Annotated in this window: 18 protein-coding genes; 9 read left to right on the plus strand and 9 right to left on the minus strand. The window is 71.1% G+C overall.

Annotated elements, in window-relative coordinates; genetic code table 11:
* The 4 genes from plsB to C6N40_RS11020 all read right to left on the minus strand — a co-directional run bounded on the left by plsB (window position 1) and on the right by C6N40_RS11020 (window position 7568).
* Complete coding sequence (plsB, locus tag C6N40_RS11000; RefSeq protein WP_425477708.1) at window positions 1-2685, minus strand: glycerol-3-phosphate 1-O-acyltransferase PlsB; 2685 nt, start codon at window positions 2683-2685, stop codon at window positions 1-3.
* Window positions 2686-3766: 1081 nt separating this feature from the next.
* Window positions 3767-4468 (minus strand): orotidine-5'-phosphate decarboxylase, encoded by a 702-nt coding sequence (gene pyrF, locus C6N40_RS11010; protein ID WP_106991080.1) that lies wholly within the window; start codon window positions 4466-4468, stop codon window positions 3767-3769.
* 4 nt (window positions 4469-4472) lie between these two features.
* On the minus strand, window positions 4473-5378 hold the full coding sequence (locus C6N40_RS11015; protein WP_106991081.1) for a 5'-nucleotidase, lipoprotein e(P4) family: 906 nt from the start codon (window positions 5376-5378) through the stop codon (window positions 4473-4475).
* A 210-nt stretch (window positions 5379-5588) separates the two neighbouring features.
* The gene (locus C6N40_RS11020) at window positions 5589-7568 is read right to left on the minus strand and encodes a UvrD-helicase domain-containing protein (RefSeq protein ID WP_106991082.1); all 1980 of its coding nucleotides are present in this window, start codon (window positions 7566-7568) and stop codon (window positions 5589-5591) included.
* An 89-nt stretch (window positions 7569-7657) separates the two neighbouring features.
* On the opposite strand from C6N40_RS11020, the gene arfB reads away from it, so the two are divergent.
* The 3 genes from arfB (at window position 7658) to C6N40_RS11035 (ending at window position 10035) form a co-directional block, all read left to right on the plus strand.
* On the plus strand, window positions 7658-8083 hold the full coding sequence (arfB, locus tag C6N40_RS11025; RefSeq protein ID WP_106991083.1) for an alternative ribosome rescue aminoacyl-tRNA hydrolase ArfB: 426 nt from the start codon (window positions 7658-7660) through the stop codon (window positions 8081-8083).
* The gene (locus C6N40_RS11030) at window positions 8080-8670 is read left to right on the plus strand and encodes a 1-acyl-sn-glycerol-3-phosphate acyltransferase (RefSeq protein ID WP_106991084.1); all 591 of its coding nucleotides are present in this window, start codon (window positions 8080-8082) and stop codon (window positions 8668-8670) included. Before arfB ends, C6N40_RS11030 begins: the two co-directional genes overlap by 4 nt.
* 90 nt (window positions 8671-8760) lie before the next feature.
* The gene (locus C6N40_RS11035; protein WP_106991085.1) at window positions 8761-10035 is read left to right on the plus strand and encodes a mechanosensitive ion channel family protein; all 1275 of its coding nucleotides are present in this window, start codon (window positions 8761-8763) and stop codon (window positions 10033-10035) included.
* On the opposite strand, the gene C6N40_RS11040 is transcribed toward C6N40_RS11035, so the two are convergent.
* Entirely contained in the window at window positions 10005-10964 is a 960-nt protein-coding gene (locus C6N40_RS11040) for a LysR family transcriptional regulator (protein WP_106991086.1), read from the minus strand. The genes C6N40_RS11035 and C6N40_RS11040 overlap by 31 nt on opposite strands.
* Before the next feature lie 120 nt (window positions 10965-11084).
* On the opposite strand from C6N40_RS11040, the gene aceB reads away from it, so the two are divergent.
* The 4 genes from aceB (at window position 11085) to C6N40_RS11060 (ending at window position 17950) form a co-directional block, all read left to right on the plus strand.
* The gene (aceB, locus tag C6N40_RS11045; RefSeq protein WP_106991087.1) at window positions 11085-12689 is read left to right on the plus strand and encodes a malate synthase A; all 1605 of its coding nucleotides are present in this window, start codon (window positions 11085-11087) and stop codon (window positions 12687-12689) included.
* A 133-nt stretch (window positions 12690-12822) separates the two neighbouring features.
* Window positions 12823-14127 carry an isocitrate lyase gene (gene aceA, locus C6N40_RS11050; RefSeq protein WP_106991088.1) on the plus strand — a complete coding sequence of 435 codons (1305 nt, stop codon included), beginning with the start codon at window positions 12823-12825 and terminating at the stop codon, window positions 14125-14127.
* 108 nt (window positions 14128-14235) lie between these two features.
* Entirely contained in the window at window positions 14236-15252 is a 1017-nt protein-coding gene (locus tag C6N40_RS11055) for a GGDEF domain-containing protein (protein ID WP_106991089.1), read from the plus strand.
* 70 nt (window positions 15253-15322) lie between these two features.
* Window positions 15323-17950, plus strand: coding sequence for a putative peptide modification system cyclase (locus C6N40_RS11060; RefSeq protein ID WP_162782198.1), 2628 nt, complete (start codon window positions 15323-15325; stop codon window positions 17948-17950).
* Between the two features lie 30 nt (window positions 17951-17980).
* On the opposite strand, the gene C6N40_RS11065 is transcribed toward C6N40_RS11060, so the two are convergent.
* Entirely contained in the window at window positions 17981-18250 is a 270-nt protein-coding gene (locus C6N40_RS11065) for an NHLP-related RiPP peptide (RefSeq protein WP_162782199.1), read from the minus strand.
* A 119-nt stretch (window positions 18251-18369) separates the two neighbouring features.
* Here C6N40_RS11065 and C6N40_RS11070 point away from each other — a divergent pair, with 119 nt between their 5' ends.
* Window positions 18370-19566 carry a putative peptide maturation dehydrogenase gene (locus C6N40_RS11070; RefSeq protein ID WP_106991092.1) on the plus strand — a complete coding sequence of 399 codons (1197 nt, stop codon included), beginning with the start codon at window positions 18370-18372 and terminating at the stop codon, window positions 19564-19566.
* Here the strand turns inward: C6N40_RS11070 and C6N40_RS11075 are convergent.
* From C6N40_RS11075 to ubiK, 3 genes are read right to left on the minus strand one after another with little or no spacing between them, the layout of a single operon-like run.
* Window positions 19563-19961, minus strand: coding sequence for a GFA family protein (locus C6N40_RS11075; RefSeq protein ID WP_106991093.1), 399 nt, complete (start codon window positions 19959-19961; stop codon window positions 19563-19565). The two genes, C6N40_RS11070 and C6N40_RS11075, sit on opposite strands and share 4 nt — an antisense overlap.
* A 23-nt stretch (window positions 19962-19984) precedes the next feature.
* Window positions 19985-21499, minus strand: coding sequence for a YifB family Mg chelatase-like AAA ATPase (locus C6N40_RS11080; RefSeq protein ID WP_106991094.1), 1515 nt, complete (start codon window positions 21497-21499; stop codon window positions 19985-19987).
* A gap of 21 nt (window positions 21500-21520) precedes the next feature.
* On the minus strand, window positions 21521-21787 hold the full coding sequence (gene ubiK / locus C6N40_RS11085; protein WP_106991095.1) for a ubiquinone biosynthesis accessory factor UbiK: 267 nt from the start codon (window positions 21785-21787) through the stop codon (window positions 21521-21523).
* 167 nt (window positions 21788-21954) lie between these two features.
* Here ubiK and C6N40_RS11090 point away from each other — a divergent pair, with 167 nt between their 5' ends.
* A complete protein-coding gene (locus C6N40_RS11090; protein WP_106991096.1) occupies window positions 21955-22293 on the plus strand; it encodes a P-II family nitrogen regulator in 339 nt (112 codons plus the stop codon).
* The last annotated feature ends 115 nt before the right edge of the window (window positions 22294-22408 follow it).

Below are 22408 nucleotides of genomic sequence, written 5' to 3' on the forward strand. Positions count from 1 at the left end.
TCAGGCCGGCAGGTCGCCGGTGCCGGCCTTGGCCACCTTGCTGACCGCCTCGGGCGAGAGCTTGGCGATGGTGTGGCGCAGGTCGCGGCCCAGCACCACCTTGGCGTCCTTCTCCCAGGCCATCAGCGGCTCGTCGAAGTCGAGCTTGCCGTTCTCGGCGATCCACACCAGCTTCATCTCGCGCAGCTTCTGGATGAAGCCGCGGAACAGGGTCTTGTCGAAGAATTCCGGCGCCGCCGGCGCGTAGAGCAGGCTCAGGCGCTGGGCGGTGAGCTGGCAAAGGCTCTCGAGCTCGCCTGAGCTGAGCGTGCGCGGGCCGTTCTTGACCAGCGTGGTGATGGCGATGAAGTAGCGCTCGAAGGCCTGCTGCAGGCTGTGGGCGATGCCGCGCAGGCGGAAGACCTCGTCGGTCTGGCCCGGGCCGCGCGACAGGTAGCCACCGTCGTCCTCGCTGGCCATCGACAGCAGGCCCTCGGCAACGAACAGGTCGATGGTGGCGTCGAGCCGTTCGGCGAAGCCATCGGCGTCCCAGGGCAGGAACAGCTCCTCCTGCACGAACGGGTAGATCGTGCGGCCCAGGCGCAGCAGGCCGGCGCGGCTCATGCGGCGGTTGTTCTGGAAGCACAGCGCGACCCAGGCCGCGGCCGAGAACAGGTGCAGCACGTTGTTGCGGAAGTAGCTCTGCAGCACCGCCGTCTCGCCCTCGACGCTCAGCACGTCGCCCAGCGGGTGCACGGTGCGGGTGAGCACGCCGATCTTCTCGCCGTAGGCGATGATCGCCGGCGGTTCGAGGTCGGTGACGGTGACGCGGTCGGAATACGGCAGCGACGCCAGCAGCTTCCTGTACAGGGCCAGCTGCGCCAGCAGGTCGGCCTCGGACATGGCGTGCTTGGGCGTGGCCAGCAGGGCCAGCGCCAGCAGGTTCACCGGGTTCACGTCGGCGGCGCGGTTGATGTTGACCTGGATGCGGGTGGCCAGGTCCTCGACCACGTCGTTGAGCCAGGCCGGCTTCTCGTCCGGTTCGGCGGCGTTGCGCTCGCGCCAGTCCGGCGCGTGCTGCTCGAGCACCTTGTCCAGGAAGATCGGCTCGCCGAAGTTCACCGCCACCTTGCCGTAGTGCTGGCGCAGGATGCCGGCGGCGGCCTTGAGCAGGGCCCAGATGGTTTCCTTCTCCTTGGGCCGGCCGGTGAGCTCGTCGAGGTAGCTCTTGCCCTCGATCAGCTTCTCGTAGCCGATGTAGACCGGCTGGAACACCACCGGCCGGCGCGGCGCGCGCAGGAAGGCCTTGAGCGTCATCACGATCATGCCGCCCTTGGGCGGCAGCAGCCGGCCGGTGCGCGAGCGCCCGCCCTCGATGAAGTACTCGAGCGAGAAGCCACCCGACACCAGCTGCGCCACGTACTCGCCCAGCACCGCTGCGTACAGGGCGTTGCCCTTGATCGAGCGGCGGATGAAGAAGGCGCCGCCGCGGCGCAGGATCGGCCCGATCACAGGCATGTTGAGGTTCACGCCGGCCACGATGTGCGGCGGCACGATGCCGCGGCTGTAGAGCAGGTAGCTCAGCAGCAGGTAGTCCATGTGGCTGCGGTGGCAGGGCACGTAGATGACCTCGTGCCCGGGCGCGACCTGCTTGAGCGTGTCGATGTGGTGGACGTTGAGGCCGTCGTAGATGCGGTTCCAGAAGCCGGTGAGCGCGAACGAGGCCGAGCGCACGACCGGGTTGGAGTAGTCGGCGGCGATCTCCCAGGCGAAGCCGTGCGCCTTCTTCCAGGCGTCGAGGTACTCGGTGCCGTCGCGGCGGGCCTGGTCGGTGATGGCCTTGCGCACCGGTTCGGCGTCGAGCACGCGGTCGACCAGCAGGCGGCGCGTGGACAGGTCGGGGCCGATGACCGCGGTCTTGATGCGACGGAAGTGCGCGCGCAGCACCCGGCTGACCTTGCGCACCTGGCGCTCGTGCGGCTGCTCCTCGCCGAGGATCTCCCACACGCGCACGCTGGGCGAGAACTGCACCAGGGTGTCGCGGCCGTTGAGCAGGATGGCCAGCAGGCGGCGGAAGCGGCCGACGATGGCCCAGTTCTCCGAGAACAGCACCGAGAACCAGCCCGACTGCCGCGCCGGCGCGCGGCCGACGAAGATCGACACCGGCACCAGCTGCACGTCCTGGTCGGGATAGAGCCGGTGCGCCATCAGCAGGCGCGAGAGCGCGTCGGAGTGGCTGCGGTTGCGCGGGCGGCCGAACAGCCCGGCGCGCCGGCGCGAGAGCGCGACGTAGGCGCGCTTGCGGCCCAGCGGGTCGCCCGGCAGCGCCGCCAGCGGCGAGGGCAGGCCGGCCTCGCGGCAGGCGCGGTCGAGGATCAGGGTGTTGGACAGGCCGTAGTTCTCGATCACGTAGCAGATCGGCCGGTCGAGCGAGAACGGCGGCTCGGCCGGCTCGCGCTTGATCTGGATCCAGGGCTTGAGCAGGGCCTCGATCAGGCGCGCCCACAGCGGCGGGCGCGCGGGCGCGGGACGGAAGGCGGGCGCCGGCGACGGCGTGGTCTGGTCGTCCATCGCGGCGGGCTCAGTCGGCGGACGCGCCCATGGCGGCGTCGGTGGCCAGGCCGTCGTCGTCGGCCAGGGCCTCGCCGGTGGCGTGGGCGGCCTCGGCCAGCTCGGCCTCGGCCTGGCGGATCGCCTCGGCGCCATACCAGCCTTCGCCGACGCGCTGCATCTTCGTCTCGAAGGCGATGGTGCGGCCAAGCAGGGGGTAGCTCACCTTCACGGTGGCCTGGTCGCCTTCGGTGGACAGCAGCTCGGCCTGCACGCCGTCGAGCGCCGCGTCGAGGTCGAGGTCGTAGGCCAGGGCGGCCTGCTTGAGGCCGGCCAGGGCGACGCCGCCCTTTTCCAGGGCGGGGGTCATGCCGAGGGCGCGGGCCTGCTCGAGCGTGGGCAGGTCGAGCTCGCGGGCGGTGGCGCTGAGCGCGGCGATGGCGCGGCGGGCGCGGGCGCGGTCGGTGATCAGGGCCGGCTGGGCCCAGTCGAGTACGGCATCGGCGAGCTCGCGGCCGTGCGCCTTCTCGGCCGCGGCCAGCTCGGTATTGGCCTCGATGGCGGCGCTCAGGAAGATCGAGGCGGTGGCCTGCATCAGCGGCCACTGGCCGCCGACCTCGGCCTCGAACTGCTGCAGCTTGGGCTCGAGGTCGCGCATCAGGGCGGCTTCGGCGTCGGGCGCGGTGAGCCGGGCCATGACCTCGGCGTACTCGCGGGCGTCCTCGTCCCCGGCCGGGGTGGCCTCGGCCAGGCGCCGGTCCCACAGCGCCTCGGAACGGGCATGCAGCTCGGGCGGCAGGCTCAGGCGCGACCAGCGCACCAGGTCGTTGTCGCGCAGCGCCCGGGCCTGGGCCTTGACCGCGGCCACCGGGTCGCCCGCGGCCTTGGCCAGGTCCTCGGCGGGCGGCTCGCGGCGGCAGCCGGCGAGCGCGAGCGCGGTCAGCAGCAGGGCGGCGAGCGCCCGGATGGCGGGGGATCGGATCATTTCGGTTTCGGGACCGTGGGTTCGGGCGCTGAATCTAGCAGATCGGGGGTTCAGGACCCGTTTGCCGGGCCGGGCCCCAAGGCGGGCCGGGGCCAAAAAACCGGGGCCCCGAGGGGCCCCGCGAATCCGGTGTGATCCGGAGGACAGGTCGTCGTTGTGGATCCCGGCGGGCCGGTGCCCGACGACCGGCTCAGGATAGGCCAGGGCGAATGCTTAGGCAATACCTGAGGTTTTACAGGATAAGTTCCTGTTCTATATGAATATCGCCTGGGCGATCTGGGCCTGGATCTGCTCCGCGGCGGCCACCGGGTCGGCGGCGTTGCGGATCGGCCGGCCCACCACGATGTAGTCGGCGCCGGCCGCGAAGGCCTGGGCCACGTCCACGGTTCGCTTCTGGTCATCGCCGGCCGGGCCGGCCGGGCGGATGCCCGGGCAGACCACCAGGAAGCCCGGGCCGGTGGACTGGCGGATCAGGCCGGCCTCCTGGCCCGACGCGATGACGCCGTCGCAGCCGGCGTCGCGGGCGGCCAGGGCGCGTTCGACGACCACCTCCGAAGGCTCACGATCGATGCCCAATTGGCGAAGATCGCTGCGATCCATGGAGGTGAGCACGGTGACCGCCAGGAGGCGAATATCGCCCTTCTCCTGCGAAGCGGCATGCATCATGCCGTGATGTTGGCCGTGGATGGTGCAGAAACTGACCGGGTAGCGGCGCAGGCCGCGGATGGTGGCGGCCACGGTGGCCGGCACATCGTGGAACTTCAGGTCCACGAACACCTGCTTGCCGCAGGCGGCCAGGTCCTCGAGCACGCGGAAGTAGTCGCCGCTGGTCAGCAGCTCCATGCCGATCTTGTAGAAGGACACCGAGTCGCCCAAGCGCTCGACCCAGGCGTGGGCCTCGGCGGCGGTCGGCACGTCGAGGGCGAAGATCAGGCGGTCGCGGGTCGTGGGCATGGGCTTACTCGGCGTAGTCCAGGGCCTCGAGCTTGAGCTGGCGGCGCTCGGCCTCCGGCAGGCTCCAGGCGTTGTTGAACAGGGCCGGCTCCCAGCTGCCGTAGCTGGGGTTGGGCAGCACCCACCAGCGCTCGCCGAACCAGCCCAGGTAGGGCTCCAGCGCCGCCTTGCGGCCGGCCGGGTTGTTGGCCTCGATGGTGACCATGTCGCCGATCTGGTCGCCGAACTGCATCAGCACGCGGTGGGTGCGGCCCACGTGCTGGCGGCGGCAGCCCTTTTCCGAGCCCTGCTGCTCGCAGCCGTCCACGAAGAAGCCCAGGCCCAGGAACTGCGCCTCGGACTCGATCGGGAAGCCGACCGCCCGCAGGTTGGCCACGGTGGCCTCATTGAGGTGCGCGGCGCGGTTGGACACGTAGAAGATGGTGACGCCGCGGGCGGCGGCGGCTTGGGCGAACTCGAGGGCGCCCGGCACGGGACGGGCCTTTTCCTCGCGCACCCAGGCGTCCCAGGTGACCTCGTTGTAGCTGCCGCCGTCGCGCACCAGGCGGGCCTGGTAGGGCGAGTTGTCGAGCACGGTCTCGTCGATGTCGACGATCACCGCCGGCGGCAGGCCGTCGGCCGGGTTGGCGCGCTCGGACGGCACCAGCGCATCCCAGCCCGGGGTCTTGATGGCGCGGTCGAGCTGCACCAGCGCCGACCGGAAGGTCTGGCCGGCCAGCAGGCGGTATTCCTCGGCGGCCTGGATCCAGGCCACGGCATTGAGGTTGTCGTTGGCGGCCGGGCCGGCGGGCGCGGCCACCGGGGCCGGGACCGGTGCGGGTTCGGCGGCGGGACGTGGGGTCGGGGCGGTCTGGCAGGCCGCCAGCGCGAGCACGAGGGTGGACAGGACCAGGGGGCGGGGCAGGGACATCGGCGGCTTCCTTCCAATCAAGGCCGCCGAGTTTAGCCGAGCCACATGACCGAATTCCCCGTGCCGACCCCGCGAAGGTGAATCGCGGCTGGGAGGAAAGGGGACAGGTGCATTTTCCGGTCCGGGCAGCTCGGGACTTTGGCCTGCCTGGGCCGGAAAATGCACCTGTCCCCATCAATCGTGCTGGTGTCGGCGCTGTAAGCGCGCCGGTCAGTCGCCGAACAGCGCGGCGATGGCGTCCATATGGGCGCGGCCGCGCTGCTTCTTCTCGGCCGATTCGCGCTCGGGGTCGGCGCCGTCGCGCAGCAGGTCGCCGGGCGGCAGTTCGTCCAGGAAGCGGCTGGGCAGCAGGTGTTCGACCGCGCCCCAGCGCTTCACCTCGGCGCTGTGCGACAGGTAGAGCCGCTCCTTGGCGCGGGTGATGCCGACGTACATCAGCCGGCGCTCCTCCTCGAGCCCGCCCTCCTCGAGCGCGGCCTCGTGCGGCAGGTTGCCGTCCTCGCAGCCGACCACGAACACGGCGCGGAACTCCAGGCCCTTGGCCGCGTGCAGGCTCATCAGCCGCACGGCGTTGCCGGGCTCGCCGCGGTCGGCGTTCGACAGCAGGGCCAGCTGCGCGGCCAGCTCGCCGGGGCCGCCGCCGCGGGCGCCTTCGAACCACGAGGCCAGCTCCTCGAGGTTGGCCTTGCGGCGCAGGAAGCCGGCCTCGTCCTTGCACTGGCTGCGGATCATGCCCAGCAGGCCGCTGCGTTCGGCCAGCACCGGCACCAGCTCGGCCGGGGTGAGTTCGCGCGACAGGTCGCGCAGGCCGTCGACGATGCGCGAGAACTCGTCCAGGCCGGCCGCCGCGCGCGGCGTGAGCTGCTTGAGGAAGCCGATCTGGCCGGCCGCCTTCGACATCGGCATGCCCGCCGTCTGCGCCATCGCCGCCAGCTTCTCGAGCGTGGTGGCGCCGACCTCGCGCTTGGGCGCGGCGATCGCGCGCAGGAAGGCGGTGTCGTCGTCGGGGTTGGCCAGCACGCGCAGCCAGCTCAGCAGGTCCTTGACCTCGGCGCGGTCGAGGAAGGCCGTGCCGCCGGTGAGGTGGTAGGGGATGCGCAGCAGCTGCAGTGCCTTCTCAAGCGGCCGCGACTGGTGGTTGCCGCGGAAGAGGATGGCGAACTCGCCCCAGGGGATTTCCTTGGCCTGGTGCAGGTAGTGGATCTCGGCCGCGACGCGCTCGGCCTCGTGTTCGTTGTTGCGGCTCTGCCACACGCGCACCGGCTCGCCGTCGCCGTGCTGGCTCCAGAGCTGCTTGAGGTGCTTGTGCGGGTTCTTCTCGATCAGGGTGTTGGCGCAGCGCAGGATGCGCCCCGAGCAGCGGTAGTTCTGCTCGAGCTTGATCACCTTCAGCGCCGGGTAGTCCTGGGCCAGCAGCTCGAGGTTCTCGGGCTGGGCGCCGCGCCAGGCGTAGATGCTCTGGTCGTCGTCGCCCACGCAGGTCATCTGGCCCTTCGGCCCGGCCAGCTGCTTGAGCAGGCGGTACTGGGCGCCGTTGGTGTCCTGGCACTCGTCCACCAGCAGGTAGCGCAGGCGCTCGCGCCAGCCGGCGGCGAGCTCGGGGTCGGCTTCGAGCAGCTGCAGGGGCAGGCGGATCAGGTCGTCGAAATCGACCGCGTTGAAGGCCTGCAGGCGCGCCTGGTAGCGGGCGTAGATGGCCGCCGCCTCGCGCTCGCGGACGCTGCGCGCGGCCTCGGCGGCCTGCTCGGGCGTGAGCGCGTTGTTCTTGGCCGTGCTCACCAGGTTCTGCAGCGCGAACAGGGCGTCGTTCTTCAGGCCCTGCGGCGCCAGATCCTTGATGATGGCCATCTGGTCGTCGGCGTCGAAGATCGAAAAGCCGCGGCGCAGGCCGGCCCGGTCGTGCTCGATCTGCAGGAAGCGCAGGCCCAGCGAGTGGAAGGTGGTGACCGTCAGGCCTTCGGCGGCGTCGCCCCTGATGCGTTTGGCCACGCGCTCGCGCATTTCCTTCGCCGCCTTGTTGGTGAAGGTGATGGCGGCGATGTGCCGGGCCTCGCGGCGGCCGGTGGCCACGAGGTGGGCGATCTTCTCGGTGATCACGCGGGTCTTGCCGCTGCCCGCGCCGGCGAGCACGAGCAGGGGGCCGTCGAGGTACTCGACCGCGGCTTGTTGTTGGGGGTTGAGGCCGTGCATAGGGACGCGATTGTACTGTGGGAGGGCCTTCAGGCCCGACGCCCGTCGCCGGGCGTGAAGGCCCCCGCACTGGTTTAGAATCCGCGGCCATGCTGGAGATCACACCAACCCTGTCCATCCCCGACGACGAGCTCGTCGAGCGCTTCGTGCGCTCGGGCGGGCCGGGCGGGCAGAACGTGAACAAGGTCTCGACCGCCGTCGAGCTGCGTTTCGACATCGCCGGCTCGACCGCGCTGCCGGCCGAGGTGAAGGCCCGGCTGCTGGCCCGGCGCGATCGCCGGATCACCGCCGAAGGTGTGCTGGTGCTCAGCGCCCAGCGCTTCCGCACCCAGGACCGCAACCGCGAGGACGCGCGCGCGCGCCTGGCCGCGCTGGTGGCCGCCGCCACCGTGGCGCCGAAGAAGCGCGTGGCGACCAAGCCCACCAAAGGCTCGAAGGAACGCCGGCTGGGCGCCAAGCGCGAGCGCGCGTCGGTCAAGCGCCAGCGCAGCGCCTCGGCGTGGGATCGCGAATGAGCCCGGTCGTCCCCGTCCTGCCGCCGCAGGCCCCGCGCACCGGCAGCCGCCTCGGGCGCTGGTTCGGCCGCACCCTGCTGAGGCTGGGGGGCTGGCGGGTCACCGGCCAGTTCCCCGACCTGCCGAAGATGGTGATCATCGTCGCCCCGCACTCCTCCGGCTGGGACGCCTACTGGGGCCTGGCGGCGAAGCTGGCGATGGGCCTGGACATCGCCTTCATGGCCAAGGCCGAGCTCTTCCGCGGCCCGCTGGGCTGGCTGCTGCGCTGGTTCGGCGGCATCCCGGTCGACCGCGGCGCGCCCGGCGGCATCGTCGAGCAGTCGGCGGCGCGCGTGCGCGAAAGCGGCAACATCTGGTTCCTGCTGGCGCCGGAAGGCACCCGCAGGCGCGTCGAGCGCTGGAAGCCGGGCTTCTGGAAGATCGCCCGGCTGGCCGGCGTGCCGGTGTTCTGCGCCGCCTTCCACTATCCGGGCAAGACCATCGTGCTCGACCAGCTGGTCGAGACCACCGAGGACTACGACGCCGACATGGTGCGCATCCGCGCGCTGTACCGGCCGCACATCGGCAAGAACCGCGACACGCTGTAATCCGGACTTCCTGTAGGAGCGCCTTCAGGCGCTCCTACAAGGGCTTGACTGCGGGTTGGGCGAGGGCGGCAGGGCCGATAAACTGGCCGAATGGAACCGTTCACCGCCTTCTACGACCAGCTGGCCACGCGGCCCTGGCTGCTGACCCTCGCGACCTCCACCACCCTGCTGCTGGTGGCGTGGCTGGCCGACCAGCTCACCCGGCGCCTGCTGGTGCGCGTGCTGGTGCAGCTGGTGCAGGCCTCGCCGGTGAAGTGGGACGACGCCATCCTCCGCCGCGGCGTCATCAGGCGCCTGTCGCACACGGTGCCGGCGATCGTCATCTATCTCGGCGCGCCGCTGCTGCCGGGCGTGCCCGAAGGCGTGGTGGCGGTGGCGCGCAACGTCGCCGCCGCCTACGTGGTGCTCACGGCGGCGCAGGCGCTGTCGGCCTTCCTCTCGAGCCTGCAGGACATCTACGAGTCGCGCGACCCGGTGCGGGCGCGCAACCGGCCGATCAAGGGCTACCTGCAGGTGGCCAAGATCGTGCTGTTCGTGCTGGCGGCGGTGCTGGTGATCGCGGTGCTGGTGGAGAAGTCGCCGCTGCTGCTGCTCTCGGGCTTTGGCGCCATGACCGCGGTGCTGATGCTGGTGTTCAAGGACACGATCCTGTCGCTGGTGGCCAGCGTGCAGCTCAACTCCAACGACATGGTGCGGGTGGGCGACTGGATCGAGATGCCCAAGTACGGCGCCGACGGCGACGTGATCGACGTGGCCCTGCACACGGTGAAGGTGCAGAACTGGGACAAGACCATCACCACCATCCCCACCCACGCGCTGATCGCCGACAGCTTCAAGAACTGGCGCGGGATGAGCGAGTCGGGCGGGCGCCGCATCAAGCGCGCGCTGCAGATCGACCAGGGCACGGTGCGCTACCTGGACAACGAGGAGCGCCAGGCGCTGTCGCGCTTCGTGCTGCTGCAGCCCTACCTGGAGAAGAAGGCCGCCGAGCTGGCCGAGTGGAACGCCACCCAGGAAGGCCGGGCGCCGGTGAACCTGCGCCGGCTCACCAACCTCGGCACCTTCCGCGCCTACGCCCGCGCCTACCTGCAGGCGCACAAGGGCATCCACCAGGGCATGACGCTGCTGGTGCGCCAGCTCCCGCCCGGGCCCGAGGGCCTGCCGCTGGAGATCTACTGCTTCACCGCCACCACGGCCTGGGGCGAGTACGAGGACATCCAGTCCGACATCTTCGACCACCTGCTGGCGATCCTGCCGGAGTTCGGGCTGCGGGCCTTCCAGCAGCCCTCGGGTGCCGACATCGCCGCCGCCGCGGGCGCGGTGGGGAAGGGCGCTCAGCGTTCGGAGTGGCCGGCCTCGAAGTAGTCGCGGCGCTGGAACAGGCCGGGTTTGACCAGGTCGACGAAGGCGCGCGCCTGCGGGCTGAGGTATTTGCCCTTGCGCATCACCACGCCGTAGCTGCGCGGCGGGAAATACTCGGCCAGGCTGCGCGCCACCAGGCGCTGCTGGTCGGCCTCGGTCAGGCAGATGCTGGTGACGATGCTGATGCCCAGGCCCATTGCCACGTACTGCTTGATCACCTCCCAGCCGCCCACCTCCAGCGCCACCGTGTAGGGCACGCGCCGCTGCTGGAACACCAGGTCCACCAGCCGGTAGGTGGTCAGGCGCCGCGGCGGCAGGATCAGGCCGTAGGGCGAGAGGTCCTCGAGGCGCAGGTCGGCCTTGTCGGCCAGCGGGTGCCCGGGCGGGCAGATCAGCATGGGGTCGAAGGAATAGACCGGCTCGTAGGCCAGGTCGTTGGGCACGTCGAGCATCGACCCCACGGCCAGGTCGACGCCGTCCGAGCGCAGCAGGCCCAGGCCGTCCTGGCCGGTGACGTTGTGCAGCACCAGCTGTACCTCCGGATGGGCGGCGCGGAAGGCCTGCACCAGGGTCGGCAGCAGGTAGAGGATGGTCGAACTGCCGGCCGCCACGTGCAGCTCGCCGGCCTGCAAGCCCTTGATCCGGCTGCGGAATTCGCCCTCCAGGCCGTCCAGCCCCTCGACCAGGGGCCGGGCCAGGTCGTAGAGCACCTGGCCCTCGCGGGTGAGGCTGAAGCGCCGGCCGATGCGCTCGAACAGGGGTACGCCCAGCTCGCGCTCGAGCGCCTGCACCTGCAGGGTCACGGCCGGCTGGCTGAGGAACAGGGCCTCGGCCGCCCGGGTCACCGAGCCCAGCCTGGCCACCTGGCAAAAGGCGCGAACCGGCTTGAGGCGGTCGCCCTTGTAATAAAACCGGGGGCTGGATTCGGCCATAAGTCGCTGTTCCGGCACTTGTATAAGTCCAGCTTATAACAAGTATCAAAACATTTGCTTTGGCAAAGTCGCCGTGCGGGGCCTAGCGTCGAACCCGACCCCGAACCCCGGAGCAATCCCATGGCAGGCGACGCGGCACGACTGATCACCCCGGTGGAGCTCACCGGCCCCCGGCTGCCCGGGCAGGAAGACCTGCTGGGCACCCTGGCCCTGGATTTCCTGGCCGACCTGCACCGTGCCTTCGAATCGGCCCGCCAGGCCCGGCTGGCCGCCCGCCGCCACCGCCAGGCCCGCTTCGACGCCGGCGAGCTGCCGGACTTCCGCACCGACACCCGCGCCATCCGCGAGAGCGACTGGACCGTGGCCCCGGCCCCGGCCGCGCTGCGCGACCGCCGCGTGGAGATCACCGGCCCGGTCGACCCGAAGATGGTGATCAACGCCCTCAACTCGGGCGCCAGCTGCTACATGGCCGACTTCGAGGACTCCACCAGCCCGACCTGGGAGAACCTGCTGGTCGGCCAGCGCGCCCTGCGCAAGGCCGTCACCGGCACGCTCGACTGGATGGCTCCGGACGGCAGCAAGCACTACGTGCTCGACCCGACCTCGACCACCACGCTGATCGTGCGCCCGCGCGGCTGGCACCTGGACGAAAAACACGTGCTCATCGACGGCCAGCGCCTGTCGGCCAGCCTGTTCGACCTGGGCCTGTTCGCCTTCCACAACGCCAACGTGCTGCAGGCCCGAGACCGCGGCCCGTATTTCTACCTGCCCAAGCTCGAGTGCATGGAGGAGGCCGCGCTCTGGGAGGAGGTGCTGTCGTTCGTCGAGCAGCGCCTGGGCCTGCCCGCCGGCTGCATCAAAGTGACCGTGCTGATCGAGACCCTGCCGGCCGCCTTCGAGATGCACGAGATCCTGCACGCGCTGCGCGGCCGCATCGTCGGCCTGAACTGCGGCCGCTGGGACTACATCTTCAGCTACCTCAAGACCTTCCGCCGGCACCGCGACCGCGTGCTGCCCGAGCGCGGCCAGGTCGGCATGACCCAGCCCTTCCTCAAGGCCTATTCCGAACTGCTGGTGCAGACCTGCCACCGCCGCGGCGCCCACGCCATGGGCGGCATGGCCGCGCAGATCCCGATCGCCGGCGACCCGGCCGCCAACGAGGAGGCGCTGGCGCGCGTGCGCGCCGACAAGGAGCGCGAGGCGCGGGCCGGCCACGACGGCACCTGGGTCGCGCACCCGGCCCTGATCCGGATCGCGCGCGAGGTGTTCGACCAGCACATGCCCGGCCCCGACCAGCACGCGGTGCGCCGCGAGGACGTGCAGGTCGACCGCGACCAGCTGATCCGGCCGTCGATCGGCACCATCACCCGCAAGGGATTCGACAACAACGTCGAGGTCTGCGTGCGCTACCTCGCCGCCTGGCTCGACGGCCAGGGCTGCGTGCCGATCCACTGGCTGATGGAGGACGCGGCCACGGCCGAGATCGCCCGCGCCCAGCTCTGGCAATGGCTGCACCGCGGCGACCTGCACCTCGACGACGGCACGCCGGTGGACTTCTCGCTGTTCGACCGCGCGCTGCTGGCCCTGCCCTCGAAGCTGGCCGACCGCATGCGCCTGCCGGGCGGCTCGCGCATCAACGACGCCATCGCCCTGCTCGACAAGCTCACCCACGCCGGCGAGCTCGCCGACTTCCTCACCCTGCCGGCCTACGAGCGCCTGGCCTGACTGCCATTCCCCGTAGGAGCGCCTTCAGGCGCGAAGCGCTTCTTTGCCAGAGGCAAAAGCAAAAGCAAAAGATCCGCGCCTGAAGGCGCTCCTACAAAAAGCTCCCTCCCCACAGCCACAAGGAACCGCCGCCATGACCAACCGCCTCCCCACCGTCGACGAACTCAAGCAGCAGTGGGCCACCGAGGCCCGCTGGGCCGGCATCGAGCGCGGCTACAGCGCCGAGGAAGTCGTGCGCCTGCGCGGCACCGTCGCCATCGAACATTCGCTCGCGCGCCTGGGCGCCGAGAAGCTGTGGAAGTCGCTCAACTCCGAGCCCTTCGTCAACGCGCTCGGTGCGCTCACCGGCAACCAGGCCATGCAGCAGGTCAAGGCCGGGCTGAAGGCGATCTACCTCAGCGGCTGGCAGGTGGCGGCCGACGCCAACCTGGCCGGCGAGATGTATCCCGACCAGTCCCTGTACCCGGCCAACTCAGTGCCGCAGGTGGTCAAGCGCATCAACAACGCGCTGCTGCGCGCCGACCAGCTGCACCACGCCGAGGGCAACGACGGCATCGACTTCATGCAGCCGATCGTCGCCGACGCCGAGGCCGGTTTCGGCGGCGTGCTCAACGCCTTCGAGCTGATGAAGGCGATGATCGAGGCCGGCGCCGCCGGCGTGCACTTCGAAGATCAGCTGGCCAGCGTGAAGAAGTGCGGCCACATGGGCGGCAAGGTGCTCGTGCCGACCCAGGAGGCCGTGCAGAAGCTGGTCGCCGCGCGCCTGGCCGCCGACGTGATGAACGTGCCGACCCTGCTGGTCGCGCGCACCGACGCCGAGGCCGCCGACCTGCTCACCAGCGACATCGACCCGAACGACCAGCCGTTCTGCACCGGCGAGCGCACCGTCGAGGGCTTCTACAAGACCCGCCCGGGCATCGACCAGGCCATCAGCCGCGGCCTGGCCTACGCGCCCTATGCCGACCTGGTGTGGTGCGAGACCGGCAAGCCCGACCTGGCCTTCGCCCGCAAGTTCGCCGAGGCGATCCACGCGAAGTTCCCGGGCAAGCTGCTGGCCTACAACTGCTCGCCGAGCTTCAACTGGAAGAAGAACCTCGACGACGCCACGATCGCGAAGTTCCAGAAGGAGCTGGGCGCGATGGGCTACAAGTTCCAGTTCATCACCCTGGCCGGCTTCCACAGCCTCAACTACGGCATGTTCGAGCTGGCCCACGGCTACGCCCGCCGCCAGATGAGCGCCTTCGTCGAGCTGCAGGAGAAGGAGTTCGCGGCGGCCGAGAAGGGCTTCACCGCGGTCAAGCACCAGCGCGAGGTCGGCACCGGCTACTTCGACTCGGTCACCCAGGCCATCCAGGGCGGGCAGAGTTCGACGGTGGCCCTCAAGGGTTCGACCGAGGAAGAGCAGTTCCATGGGGAGCGCAAGGCCAACGCGGCCTGAGCCTGGTCCCGGCCCCGGGTTTGCCCCGGGGCCGGGACATTTTGACGCATCCACTGTTTCCCGACGCCAGCTTGGATACACTCGGGTCAAACAGGGCTGGGATCCAACGTGGCGCCAACCTCATTCCAGGGCTCCGTCACCTCCCCCGCGGAGGGTGACGAGGGCCTTCATCTGCCTTCACAGCTGGCCCCGGAAGCCTTCCGGGTGCTGGCGTCGGCGGGTGTGAGCCGGGCGGTGCTGCCGGGCGAGGAGCTGTTCCGGCGCGGTGAAGCGGCCCAGAGCATGTTCCTGATCGACACCGGCGAGGTGCGCCTGTCCTTCGACGAGGGCCTGGCCGACAAGCTGCTCGGCCCCGGGCAGTACTTCGGCGAGCTGGCCGTGTTCATCGGCCGCCACCAGCGCTTCGCCCGGGCCGTGGCCGAAACCCCAGGCGTGCTTTACGAAATCACCCAGGACGCCTTCCAGGCGCTGCTCGAGCGCGAGCCGGCGCAGGTGGCGCGCTTCATGCAGCGCAGCTTCGCCTACCTGGTGGCCGGCGAGCACCAGCTGGTGCAGAGCCTGCGCCGCCGCAACGAAGACCTGCTGCAGACCCTCGACACCCTGCGCCAGACCCGCAGCGAGCTCACCGTGGCCCAGCAGCTGGTGCGCAGCGACGACCTGACCGGCCTGGCCAACCGCCGCGGCCTGTACCGCTACCTGGACGAACTGGGCCGGCAGCCGCTGGGCGGCCTGCGCCTGGCCCTGCTGCTGGTGGACGTGGACCACTTCAAGGGCATCAACGACCGCAGCGGCCACCTGGCCGGCGACGCCGCGCTGCGCGCGGTGGCCGAGGAGGTGCGCCGGATGGCGGGGCCGCTGGAGCTGCCCTGCCGCCTGGGCGGCGACGAATTCGCCCTGGTGCTGCGGGTGGCCGACGAAGGCGAGCTGGCCAACCGCGCCCTCGGCCTGCTGGCGGCGGTGCGCAGCCTGCGCCTGCCCAGCCTGCGCGAGCACCGCCTGAGCGTGAGCATCGGCGGCGCCTTCTGCGGCGATCCCGGTGGCTGGGCGGCCTGGTACAGCGAGGCCGACCGGGCCCTGTACGCCGCCAAGCGACAGGGCGGCGACGCCTGGCGCCTGGACGAATAATTCGCTGTCCGGCCGGCCCGGACCCGTGCGTTCACCCCGATAGGAATGCTGGTTGGCCCGCTGAATGGACGTGCAGGAACCCCGCACCCCCAGTCACCTCGATGCCCCGGTCGTCAGGCCGATGCTTCGCGCGGTGCTGGTGTGCGACATCGTCGAGTCCACCGCCCTGGTTGAAAAACTGGGCGATGCGCGCGCGGCCGCCTTCATGCAGCGCCACGACCAGTTGATGCTGCAGGCCATGAAGCTGTGCCACGGCCAGCTGGTGGACAAGGCCGACGGCGTGCTGGCCCTGTTCGAGCGGCCGATCCAGGCCCTGGATTTCGCCCTGCGCTACCAGCGCGGCTTGTACGAACTGGGCCAGGCCGAGGGCTTCCAGCTCAAGGCGCGCACCGGCATCCATGTCGGCGATGTGATGACCTGGGCCAACCACCCGCGCGACGTCGCGGCCGGCGCCAAGCCCTTCGAAGTCGAGGGCCTGGCCAAGCCGGTGGCCGCGCGCCTGATAACCCTGGCCCTGCCCGGGCAGATCCTGATGTCGGGCATGGCCCAGAACCTGGCGCAGCGCGCCGCCGGCGAGCTGGGCGAGCGCGCCGGGCGCCTGCGCTGGCTCATGCACGGGCGCTACCGGTTCAAGGGCGTGCCGGCACCGATGCTGGTGCACGAGGTGGGCGAGCCGGGCATCGCGCCGCTGCGCCCTCCGGACTCGGGCCCCAAGGGCTGGCGCGAGGTGCCGCTGTGGCGGCGGCCGCCGGTGCTGGCGGCCGAAGCGATGCTGCTGGTGGCCCTGGCCGGCGCCGTGCTGTGGTCCACCTTCCGCAGCGAGCCGGCCATCGCCTTCGCCGAGCGCGACTGGGTGGTGGTGGCCGACCTGCAGAACCGCACCGGCGAAATCATGTTCGACGACGCCCTCGACACCGCACTGCGGGTGGGCCTGGAGCAGTCGCAGTACGTCAACCTCTACAGCGACCTGCAGGTCGACCGCGCCCTGCAGCGCATGCAGCGGCCGGGCCAGCCGCTCGACCGCCAGCTGGCCACCGAGCTGGCCCTGCGCGAGGGCGCGCGCGCCGTCATCCTGCCCACCATCGCCCAGGTCGGCGGCGTGATCCGCGTCAGCCTGGAGGTCATCGACCCCAAGACCGGCGTCACCGTCTACAGCGAAAGCGCCGATGGCCGCGGCGTCGAAAGCGTGCTGCCCTCGCTCGACACCGCCCTGGCCGACGTGCGTGGCCGGCTGGGCGAAACCATGGCGGCGGTGTCGGCCGACCGGGTGCCGCTGGAGCAGGCGACCACGCCGAACATCGAGGCGCTGCGGGCGTTTTCGCTCGGCACGACGGCGCGCTACAAGGGCCAGGCCGGCGATGCCGAGGCCTTGTTCCGGGAAGCCGTGCGCCTGGATCCGGGCTTCGCCATGGCGTGGCTGCGGCTGGCGTTCCTGCGTTACGTCGAGGGTGACGAGGCCGGCACGCGCGAGTATCTCGCCCAGGCCCAGGCCCACCGCGACCGGCTGACCCGTCGTGAACTGCTTTTCATGGAAGGCGCCGAAGCCACGCTCGACGACGCGCCGCGGGCCGTGGAGCGCCTCCGGCTGCTGGCGTCGCTATACCCGGATGACTATCGCGGCCGCTACAACGCCGCGTTTTTCGCTCATTTCGACCTGCTGCGCAGCGAACAGGTCGCCGAGGTCATGGCAGGCACCGATGTACCCCAGAATCCCCAGCGTCCGTCGGCGGTCTACATGATCGCCGCGGCCGAACTGGCGAAGGGCGATGCCCCCGCCGCCATCGCGCTTTTTGAAAAGTCGCGCACGCTCGGCATGCGCGGTAGCCTGCGCGAACTCATCGATGCCCACGCGTCGCTGCGCCAGTACGACCAGGCCCGGCGCGTGGCCGGGCAGCAAACCGCGGTGGGACTGCCTGCGCAGGACCTGGAAAGCCGCACCTTCGAGGCCAGCCTGCCGCTGGACCAGGGTGACTGGCGCGGTGCCCGGTCCGCACTGGTCGTGCTCAAGGTCGATGGCATCGAAGCCGGGGCCACCGCCTTCGCGCTGGGCAAGATCGACCTGATGGCGCTGTCGCTGCGCGCCTACGCGCCGGATGCAGCGTTTTCCGCCGACCTGCACGCCTGGGTCGAGGCCGAGAAGGTGGCCTTTGCCTCGTCGAACGCGATGAACCGGCGCGAGTACATCTTCCGGCTGCTGGCCGGCGCCTGGATGGCGGCCCATGTCGGCGAGGTCGATTACGCCCGCACCCTGCTGGCGGTCGTGGCCGACGATCCGCAGACGCGCGTGTACCCGTTCAATGCCTCGATGGCGCGCGTGGTCGAGGCCGAGATCGCGCTGGCCGAAGGGCGGGCCCCCGATGCCATTGCGCGCCTGGCGGGCGATCCCGGGCAGGGTGGCGACATCTACTTCAGCAAGGCGGTGCTGATGCGCGCGCTGGTCGCCGCCGGCGACCGCAAGCAGGCATCGCGCGTGGCCAGCTGGCTTGCGGAAAACCGGGCCGTCGCATTCGGCGAGCCCACCTACACCCGCGGCTGGCAGCTGGCCAACGTGGCTGAAAGCAACCTCGCCCTGCGCGCCATGGCGCGCCTGGCGGAGCCGGGGTCCGCGGAGGCCGCTGAAGCCAGCGAGGCCTTCGCCAATGCCTGGCCCGGGGCGGGGGATAGCGCCGAGGTCGCGCGGCGGGACGCCGCGCTCTGACGCTCCCCTCTCGTGCGCCCGGGCTTCGGCTTATTCGGGCAGGTGGAAGTTGATCGGCTCGAACGGGACCCGGGAAGCGAGCAAACGCTGGCGGATGACGGCGCGCGATTTCTGGAACGCTTCCTTCCGCGCCAGGCGGGTGATCGGCGCTTCCGGCAGACCGTCGGTGGCCGGGTCGTCCGTGTTCAGCGAGACGGTCGCGGCCTTCGGGTTGGCCATGAAGGACGTGCGGAAGGCGTCGTCGCCGCCGAGCTTGTCCAGCAGCGCGTCGACGGTGCGCTCGGAGAGTTGTTTGGACACGCGTGATTCCCCTGGGTGGGCACCAATGGGTGCCGGCAGAGTCTAGCGGCTGTCGCGCGGGCTTGTCAGGGGATGGGCGCAGCGGTCAGGCTCGCCGGGCCGGAACACAAGGACCCGACATGCAGCTCAGGCGATGCGCCCACCTGGTGGTGGCGCTGGACGACGAACCACGCTTCGACTTCAACGACCTGCTGGCGGGCGGCGACGGCCTGGCCCGGCAAGCGCGCTGGCTGGCCCAGGCACCGCACCTGCCCGAGGCGGTGCCGGTGACGCTGGCGCAACTGGCGGTACTCGAGGCGGTCGGCGCCGAGGCGTGGGCGCCCCGCGCCGAACTGGAGGAGCGCTTTGGTGCGCCGGTCATCGCGGACCTGCTCGATGGCGGTTTGCTGTTGTCCTCGGCCGATGCCGTGTCGCCCGTCGCCGCTGCCGACCAGTCCGCGCGCGAACTGGCCTGGTGGCCGCCTGCGCTGCTGGCGCAGGCGCAGGGCGCCTGGCGCGGCGTGGACATCGAGGCGCGTGAAGCGCAGGGCCTGCGCCCCAGTGCCCGCGAGCTGGTCGAGAGTTTCGGCGCCGCGCCGACTCCGGCGCCGCGAAAGCGGACCGCCGCCGAGCGGGTCGCGCTCGCGCCGGCGCGCCAGGCGGCGTTCGACGAGCTGCTGCAGGCGCGCCGCACCTGCCGCAACTTCGACCCCGCCGCCACGCTCGACGCCCAGCGCTTCGCGACCATGATGCGCCGGACCTGGGGTGCGCTGGGCACGCACGAGCTCGCGCCCGGCGCGGTGGTGGTCAAGAAGACCAGCCCGGCCGGCGGCGGCATGCACGCGGTCGAGGCCTATGCCCTGGTGCAGCGGGTCGAAGGCCTGTCGCCCGGGCTCTACCACTACCTGCCGATGGAACACGCGCTCGAGCCGCTGCAGGCCATGGCGGCCGAAGAGGCTGCCGGCTGGGCGCATCGTTTCGTCGCCGGCCAGGCCTGGTTCCGTGATGCGCCGGTGCTGGTGGTGATGGTGGCGCGCTTCGACCGGTTGTTCTGGAAGTACCGCCGCCACGCCAAGGCCTGGCGCGTGGTGCACCTGGACGTGGGCCACCTCTCGCAGACGATGTACCTGTCGGCCACCGAGCTGGGCCTGGGCGCCTTCGTCACCGCGGCCATCAACGACGGCGAGATCGGCGAGCTGCTGGGCCTGCCGCCGCTTCGCGAGGGCGTGATCGCCCTGGTCGGCTTCGGGCCGCGTGCGGCGACGATGACGCATCGCGAACTGGTCGACCTCGACCCGGTGCCGGCCGGCGCGCGCCAGCCGCCGGGCGCGCCCTAGCCGCCCTTCCGCGGCAGCCCGTCGTCGGCGGTGGGCAGCCAGGGCGCGTGGGTGTCGTAGAAGACGTGCAGCTGCGGCTCGCGGTCGAGCGGCGTGTCGAAGTTGGCGCGCACGATGTGCAGTTCGCCCGGCCAGCGCGCGGAACGGAAGAACAGGGTGCTGCCGCAGCGGCTGCAGAAGCCGCGCTCCGCGCCGGGCGTCGATTCGTACCAGTGCAGCCGGCCCAGCGGGTCTTGCACGTCGACCTGGCCGGCCTCGAAGCCGACCCAGGTGACCACGCCGGCGCCGTGCGCGCGCTGGCATAGGCTGCAGTGGCAGTGCGCCATCCACTTCGAGGGCAGGCGCGCGTCGAAACGCAGGTCGCCGCAAAGGCATTGGCCGCTGGCGTGGGTCATGGCGGGCACCTCCTGGCGCCATGCTAGCCCGGCCCGGGCGCGCCGCGGTCGAGAAGGCGGTAGCCGATGGCTTCGGCCACGTGCGGCATGGCGATGGCGTCGGCGCCTTCAAGGTCGGCGAGGGTGCGGGCCACGCGCTGGATGCGGTGCAGGGCCCGGGCCGAGAGCTGCAGCTGGTCGATGGCGCGCTCGAGCAGGCGGCGGTCGGCGGGGGCGAGCGCGCAGTCGCGCTCGGTCGTCGCCTGGTCGAGCTGGGCGTTCGGCATGCCGGCACGCCGGATCTGGCGTTCGCGCGCGGCCAGCACGCGGGCGCGCACGGTGGCGGTGGATTCGCCGGGCGGGCCGTCGGGGCGCAGCTCGGACGGCGGCAGCCGCGGCACGGCCAGCTGCAGGTCGATGCGGTCGAGCAGCGGACCCGAGAGTTTGCCGCGGTAGCGTGCGACCGCTTCGGCGCTGCAGCCGCAGCGCCCGCTCGGGTCGCCGGCCCAGCCGCAGGGGCAGGGGTTCATGGCGGCGACCAGCTGGAAGCGGGCCGGGAACTCGCTTTGCCGCGCGGCGCGGGAAATCACCACGCGGCCCGACTCCAGCGGCTGGCGCAGGGTGTCGAGCGCGTACCGCGACCATTCCGCCAGTTCATCCAGGAACAGCACGCCGTGGTGGGCCAGCGAAATCTCGCCGGGCCGCGGGTTGCCGCCGCCGCCCACCAGGGCCACCGCGCTGGCCAGGTGGTGGGGGCTGCGGAAAGGCCGCTGGCGCCAGCGCGCCAGGTCCAGGCCCTGGCCGCTGACCGAGTGGATGGCGGCGGTTTCCAGCGCCTCGGCCTCGCTCGGGTCGGGCAGCAGCCCGGGCAGGCGCGAGGCCAGCAGGGTCTTGCCGCAGCCGGGCGGCCCGATGAAGAGCAGGGCGTGGGCACCGGCGGCGGCCACCTCCAGCGCGCGCCGGGCGGCGGCCTGGCCGCGGACGTCGGCAAGGTCCGGATACCGCACCGGCGACGCAGCGACGTCGGCCGTGGCGGGTGGCAGCAAGGCTTCGCCGCGCAGGTGCGCGCAGACCTCGAGCAGGGTGCGTGCCGCGAACGCCCGGCCTCCCGCGGCCAGCGCGGCTTCGGCGGCGTTGGCGGCCGGCACCACCAGCGGCCGGCCCTCGCGCGCCGCCGCCAGCGCCGCCGGCAGCACGCCGTCGACCGGCTTGAGTTCGCCGGTGAGCGCCAGCTCGCCCAGTACCTCCACCTCGCCCAGAGCCGCCACCGGCAGCTGGCCGCTGGCCGCCAGCAGGCCGAGCGCGATGGCCAGGTCGTAGCGGCCGCCCTCCTTGGGCAGGTCGGCCGGCGCCAGGTTGACGGTGATGCGCCGCTGCGGGAACTCGAACTGCCCGTTGCAGATGGCCGAGCGCACCCGTTCGCGACTTTCCCGCACCGCCGTGGCCGGCAGGCCGACCAGGGTGAAGTTCGGCAGGCCGCCGCCGAGGTGCACCTCGACCCGGACGGCGGGCGCGTGCACGCCGACCCGGGCGCGGCTGTGCGCCAGCGCCAGGTTCATGGGCTTGGGAAAACGCGGCGCTTAGTGGGCGCTGGTGTCGGGACTGCCGCCGCGGGCCTCGAGCTCGGCCAGGCGCTTTTCCAGCGCCTCGAGCTTCTCGCGGGTGCGCAGCAGCACTGCGCGCTGCACGTCGAACTCCTCACGGGTGACCAGCTCGAGCCGGTTCAGCCCGGCCTGCAGGGTGGCCTTGAAGTTCTGCTCGAGGTCGGCGCGGGCTTCCTTCAGCCCCGGGGGCACCAGCTCGGTGAGCTTGCGGGCGAGTTCATCCACTTTGGCGAGGTCGATCATGGCGGCGTCCCGGGGGAAAGTTGGGCCAGTGTCGCCGGTCGCAGCGCGGCGGTCTGTCGGCGGATGCCGGCACGGGCGTAGGCATTATCCCGCATCCGCCCTGCGAACGCTCCCCGCGAGGCGGAGCGGCCGGTTATGCTTCCGGCAGACCCCCCGGAGACCGGTCCATGAAAATGGTGATGGCCATCATCAAGCCCTTCAAGCTCGACGACGTGCGCGAGGCGCTCAGCGAGGTCGGCGTGTCCGGCGTCACGGTGACGGAAGTGAAGGGCTTTGGCCGCCAGAAGGGCCACACCGAGCTCTATCGCGGCGCCGAGTACGTGGTCGACTTCCTGCCCAAGATAAAGCTCGAGGTCGCCGTCAGCGACGACCAGTCCGACCGGGTGGTGGAGGCGATCCAGTCGGCCGCCAACACCGGCAAGGTCGGCGACGGCAAGATCTTCGTCTACGACCTCGACAAGGTCCTGCGCATCCGCACCGGTGAACTGGATGGCGATGCTTTGTGAGGTTTTTTGCCGCGGATGACGCGGATATACGCTGATAAGGCAAAAGCAGAACAAAAATGGGCCCGCGAATCCTTGGGGAATCGCGGGCCCATTCAATTTTGCTCTTGCTGTATCC

It is taken from the genome of Arenimonas caeni (assembly GCF_003024235.1).
GTDB lineage: Bacteria > Pseudomonadota > Gammaproteobacteria > Xanthomonadales > Xanthomonadaceae > Arenimonas > Arenimonas caeni.

Coding starts and splice junctions, on each gene's coding strand:
- plsB (WP_425477708.1), bottom strand. CDS start 2,685: ATGGCGCCGAGGCGATCCGCCAGGCCGAGGCCGAGCTGGCCGAGGCCG.
- pyrF (WP_106991080.1), bottom strand. CDS start 4,468: ATGCCCACGACCCGCGACCGCCTGATCTTCGCCCTCGACGTGCCGACC.
- C6N40_RS11015 (WP_106991081.1), bottom strand. CDS start 5,378: ATGTCCCTGCCCCGCCCCCTGGTCCTGTCCACCCTCGTGCTCGCGCTG.
- C6N40_RS11020 (WP_106991082.1), bottom strand. CDS start 7,568: ATGCACGGCCTCAACCCCCAACAACAAGCCGCGGTCGAGTACCTCGAC.
- arfB (WP_106991083.1), top strand. CDS start 7,658: ATGCTGGAGATCACACCAACCCTGTCCATCCCCGACGACGAGCTCGTC.
- C6N40_RS11030 (WP_106991084.1), top strand. CDS start 8,080: ATGAGCCCGGTCGTCCCCGTCCTGCCGCCGCAGGCCCCGCGCACCGGC.
- C6N40_RS11035 (WP_106991085.1), top strand. CDS start 8,761: ATGGAACCGTTCACCGCCTTCTACGACCAGCTGGCCACGCGGCCCTGG.
- C6N40_RS11040 (WP_106991086.1), bottom strand. CDS start 10,964: ATGGCCGAATCCAGCCCCCGGTTTTATTACAAGGGCGACCGCCTCAAG.
- aceB (WP_106991087.1), top strand. CDS start 11,085: ATGGCAGGCGACGCGGCACGACTGATCACCCCGGTGGAGCTCACCGGC.
- aceA (WP_106991088.1), top strand. CDS start 12,823: ATGACCAACCGCCTCCCCACCGTCGACGAACTCAAGCAGCAGTGGGCC.
- C6N40_RS11070 (WP_106991092.1), top strand. CDS start 18,370: ATGCAGCTCAGGCGATGCGCCCACCTGGTGGTGGCGCTGGACGACGAA.
- C6N40_RS11075 (WP_106991093.1), bottom strand. CDS start 19,961: ATGACCCACGCCAGCGGCCAATGCCTTTGCGGCGACCTGCGTTTCGAC.
- C6N40_RS11080 (WP_106991094.1), bottom strand. CDS start 21,499: ATGAACCTGGCGCTGGCGCACAGCCGCGCCCGGGTCGGCGTGCACGCG.
- ubiK (WP_106991095.1), bottom strand. CDS start 21,787: ATGATCGACCTCGCCAAAGTGGATGAACTCGCCCGCAAGCTCACCGAG.
- C6N40_RS11090 (WP_106991096.1), top strand. CDS start 21,955: ATGAAAATGGTGATGGCCATCATCAAGCCCTTCAAGCTCGACGACGTG.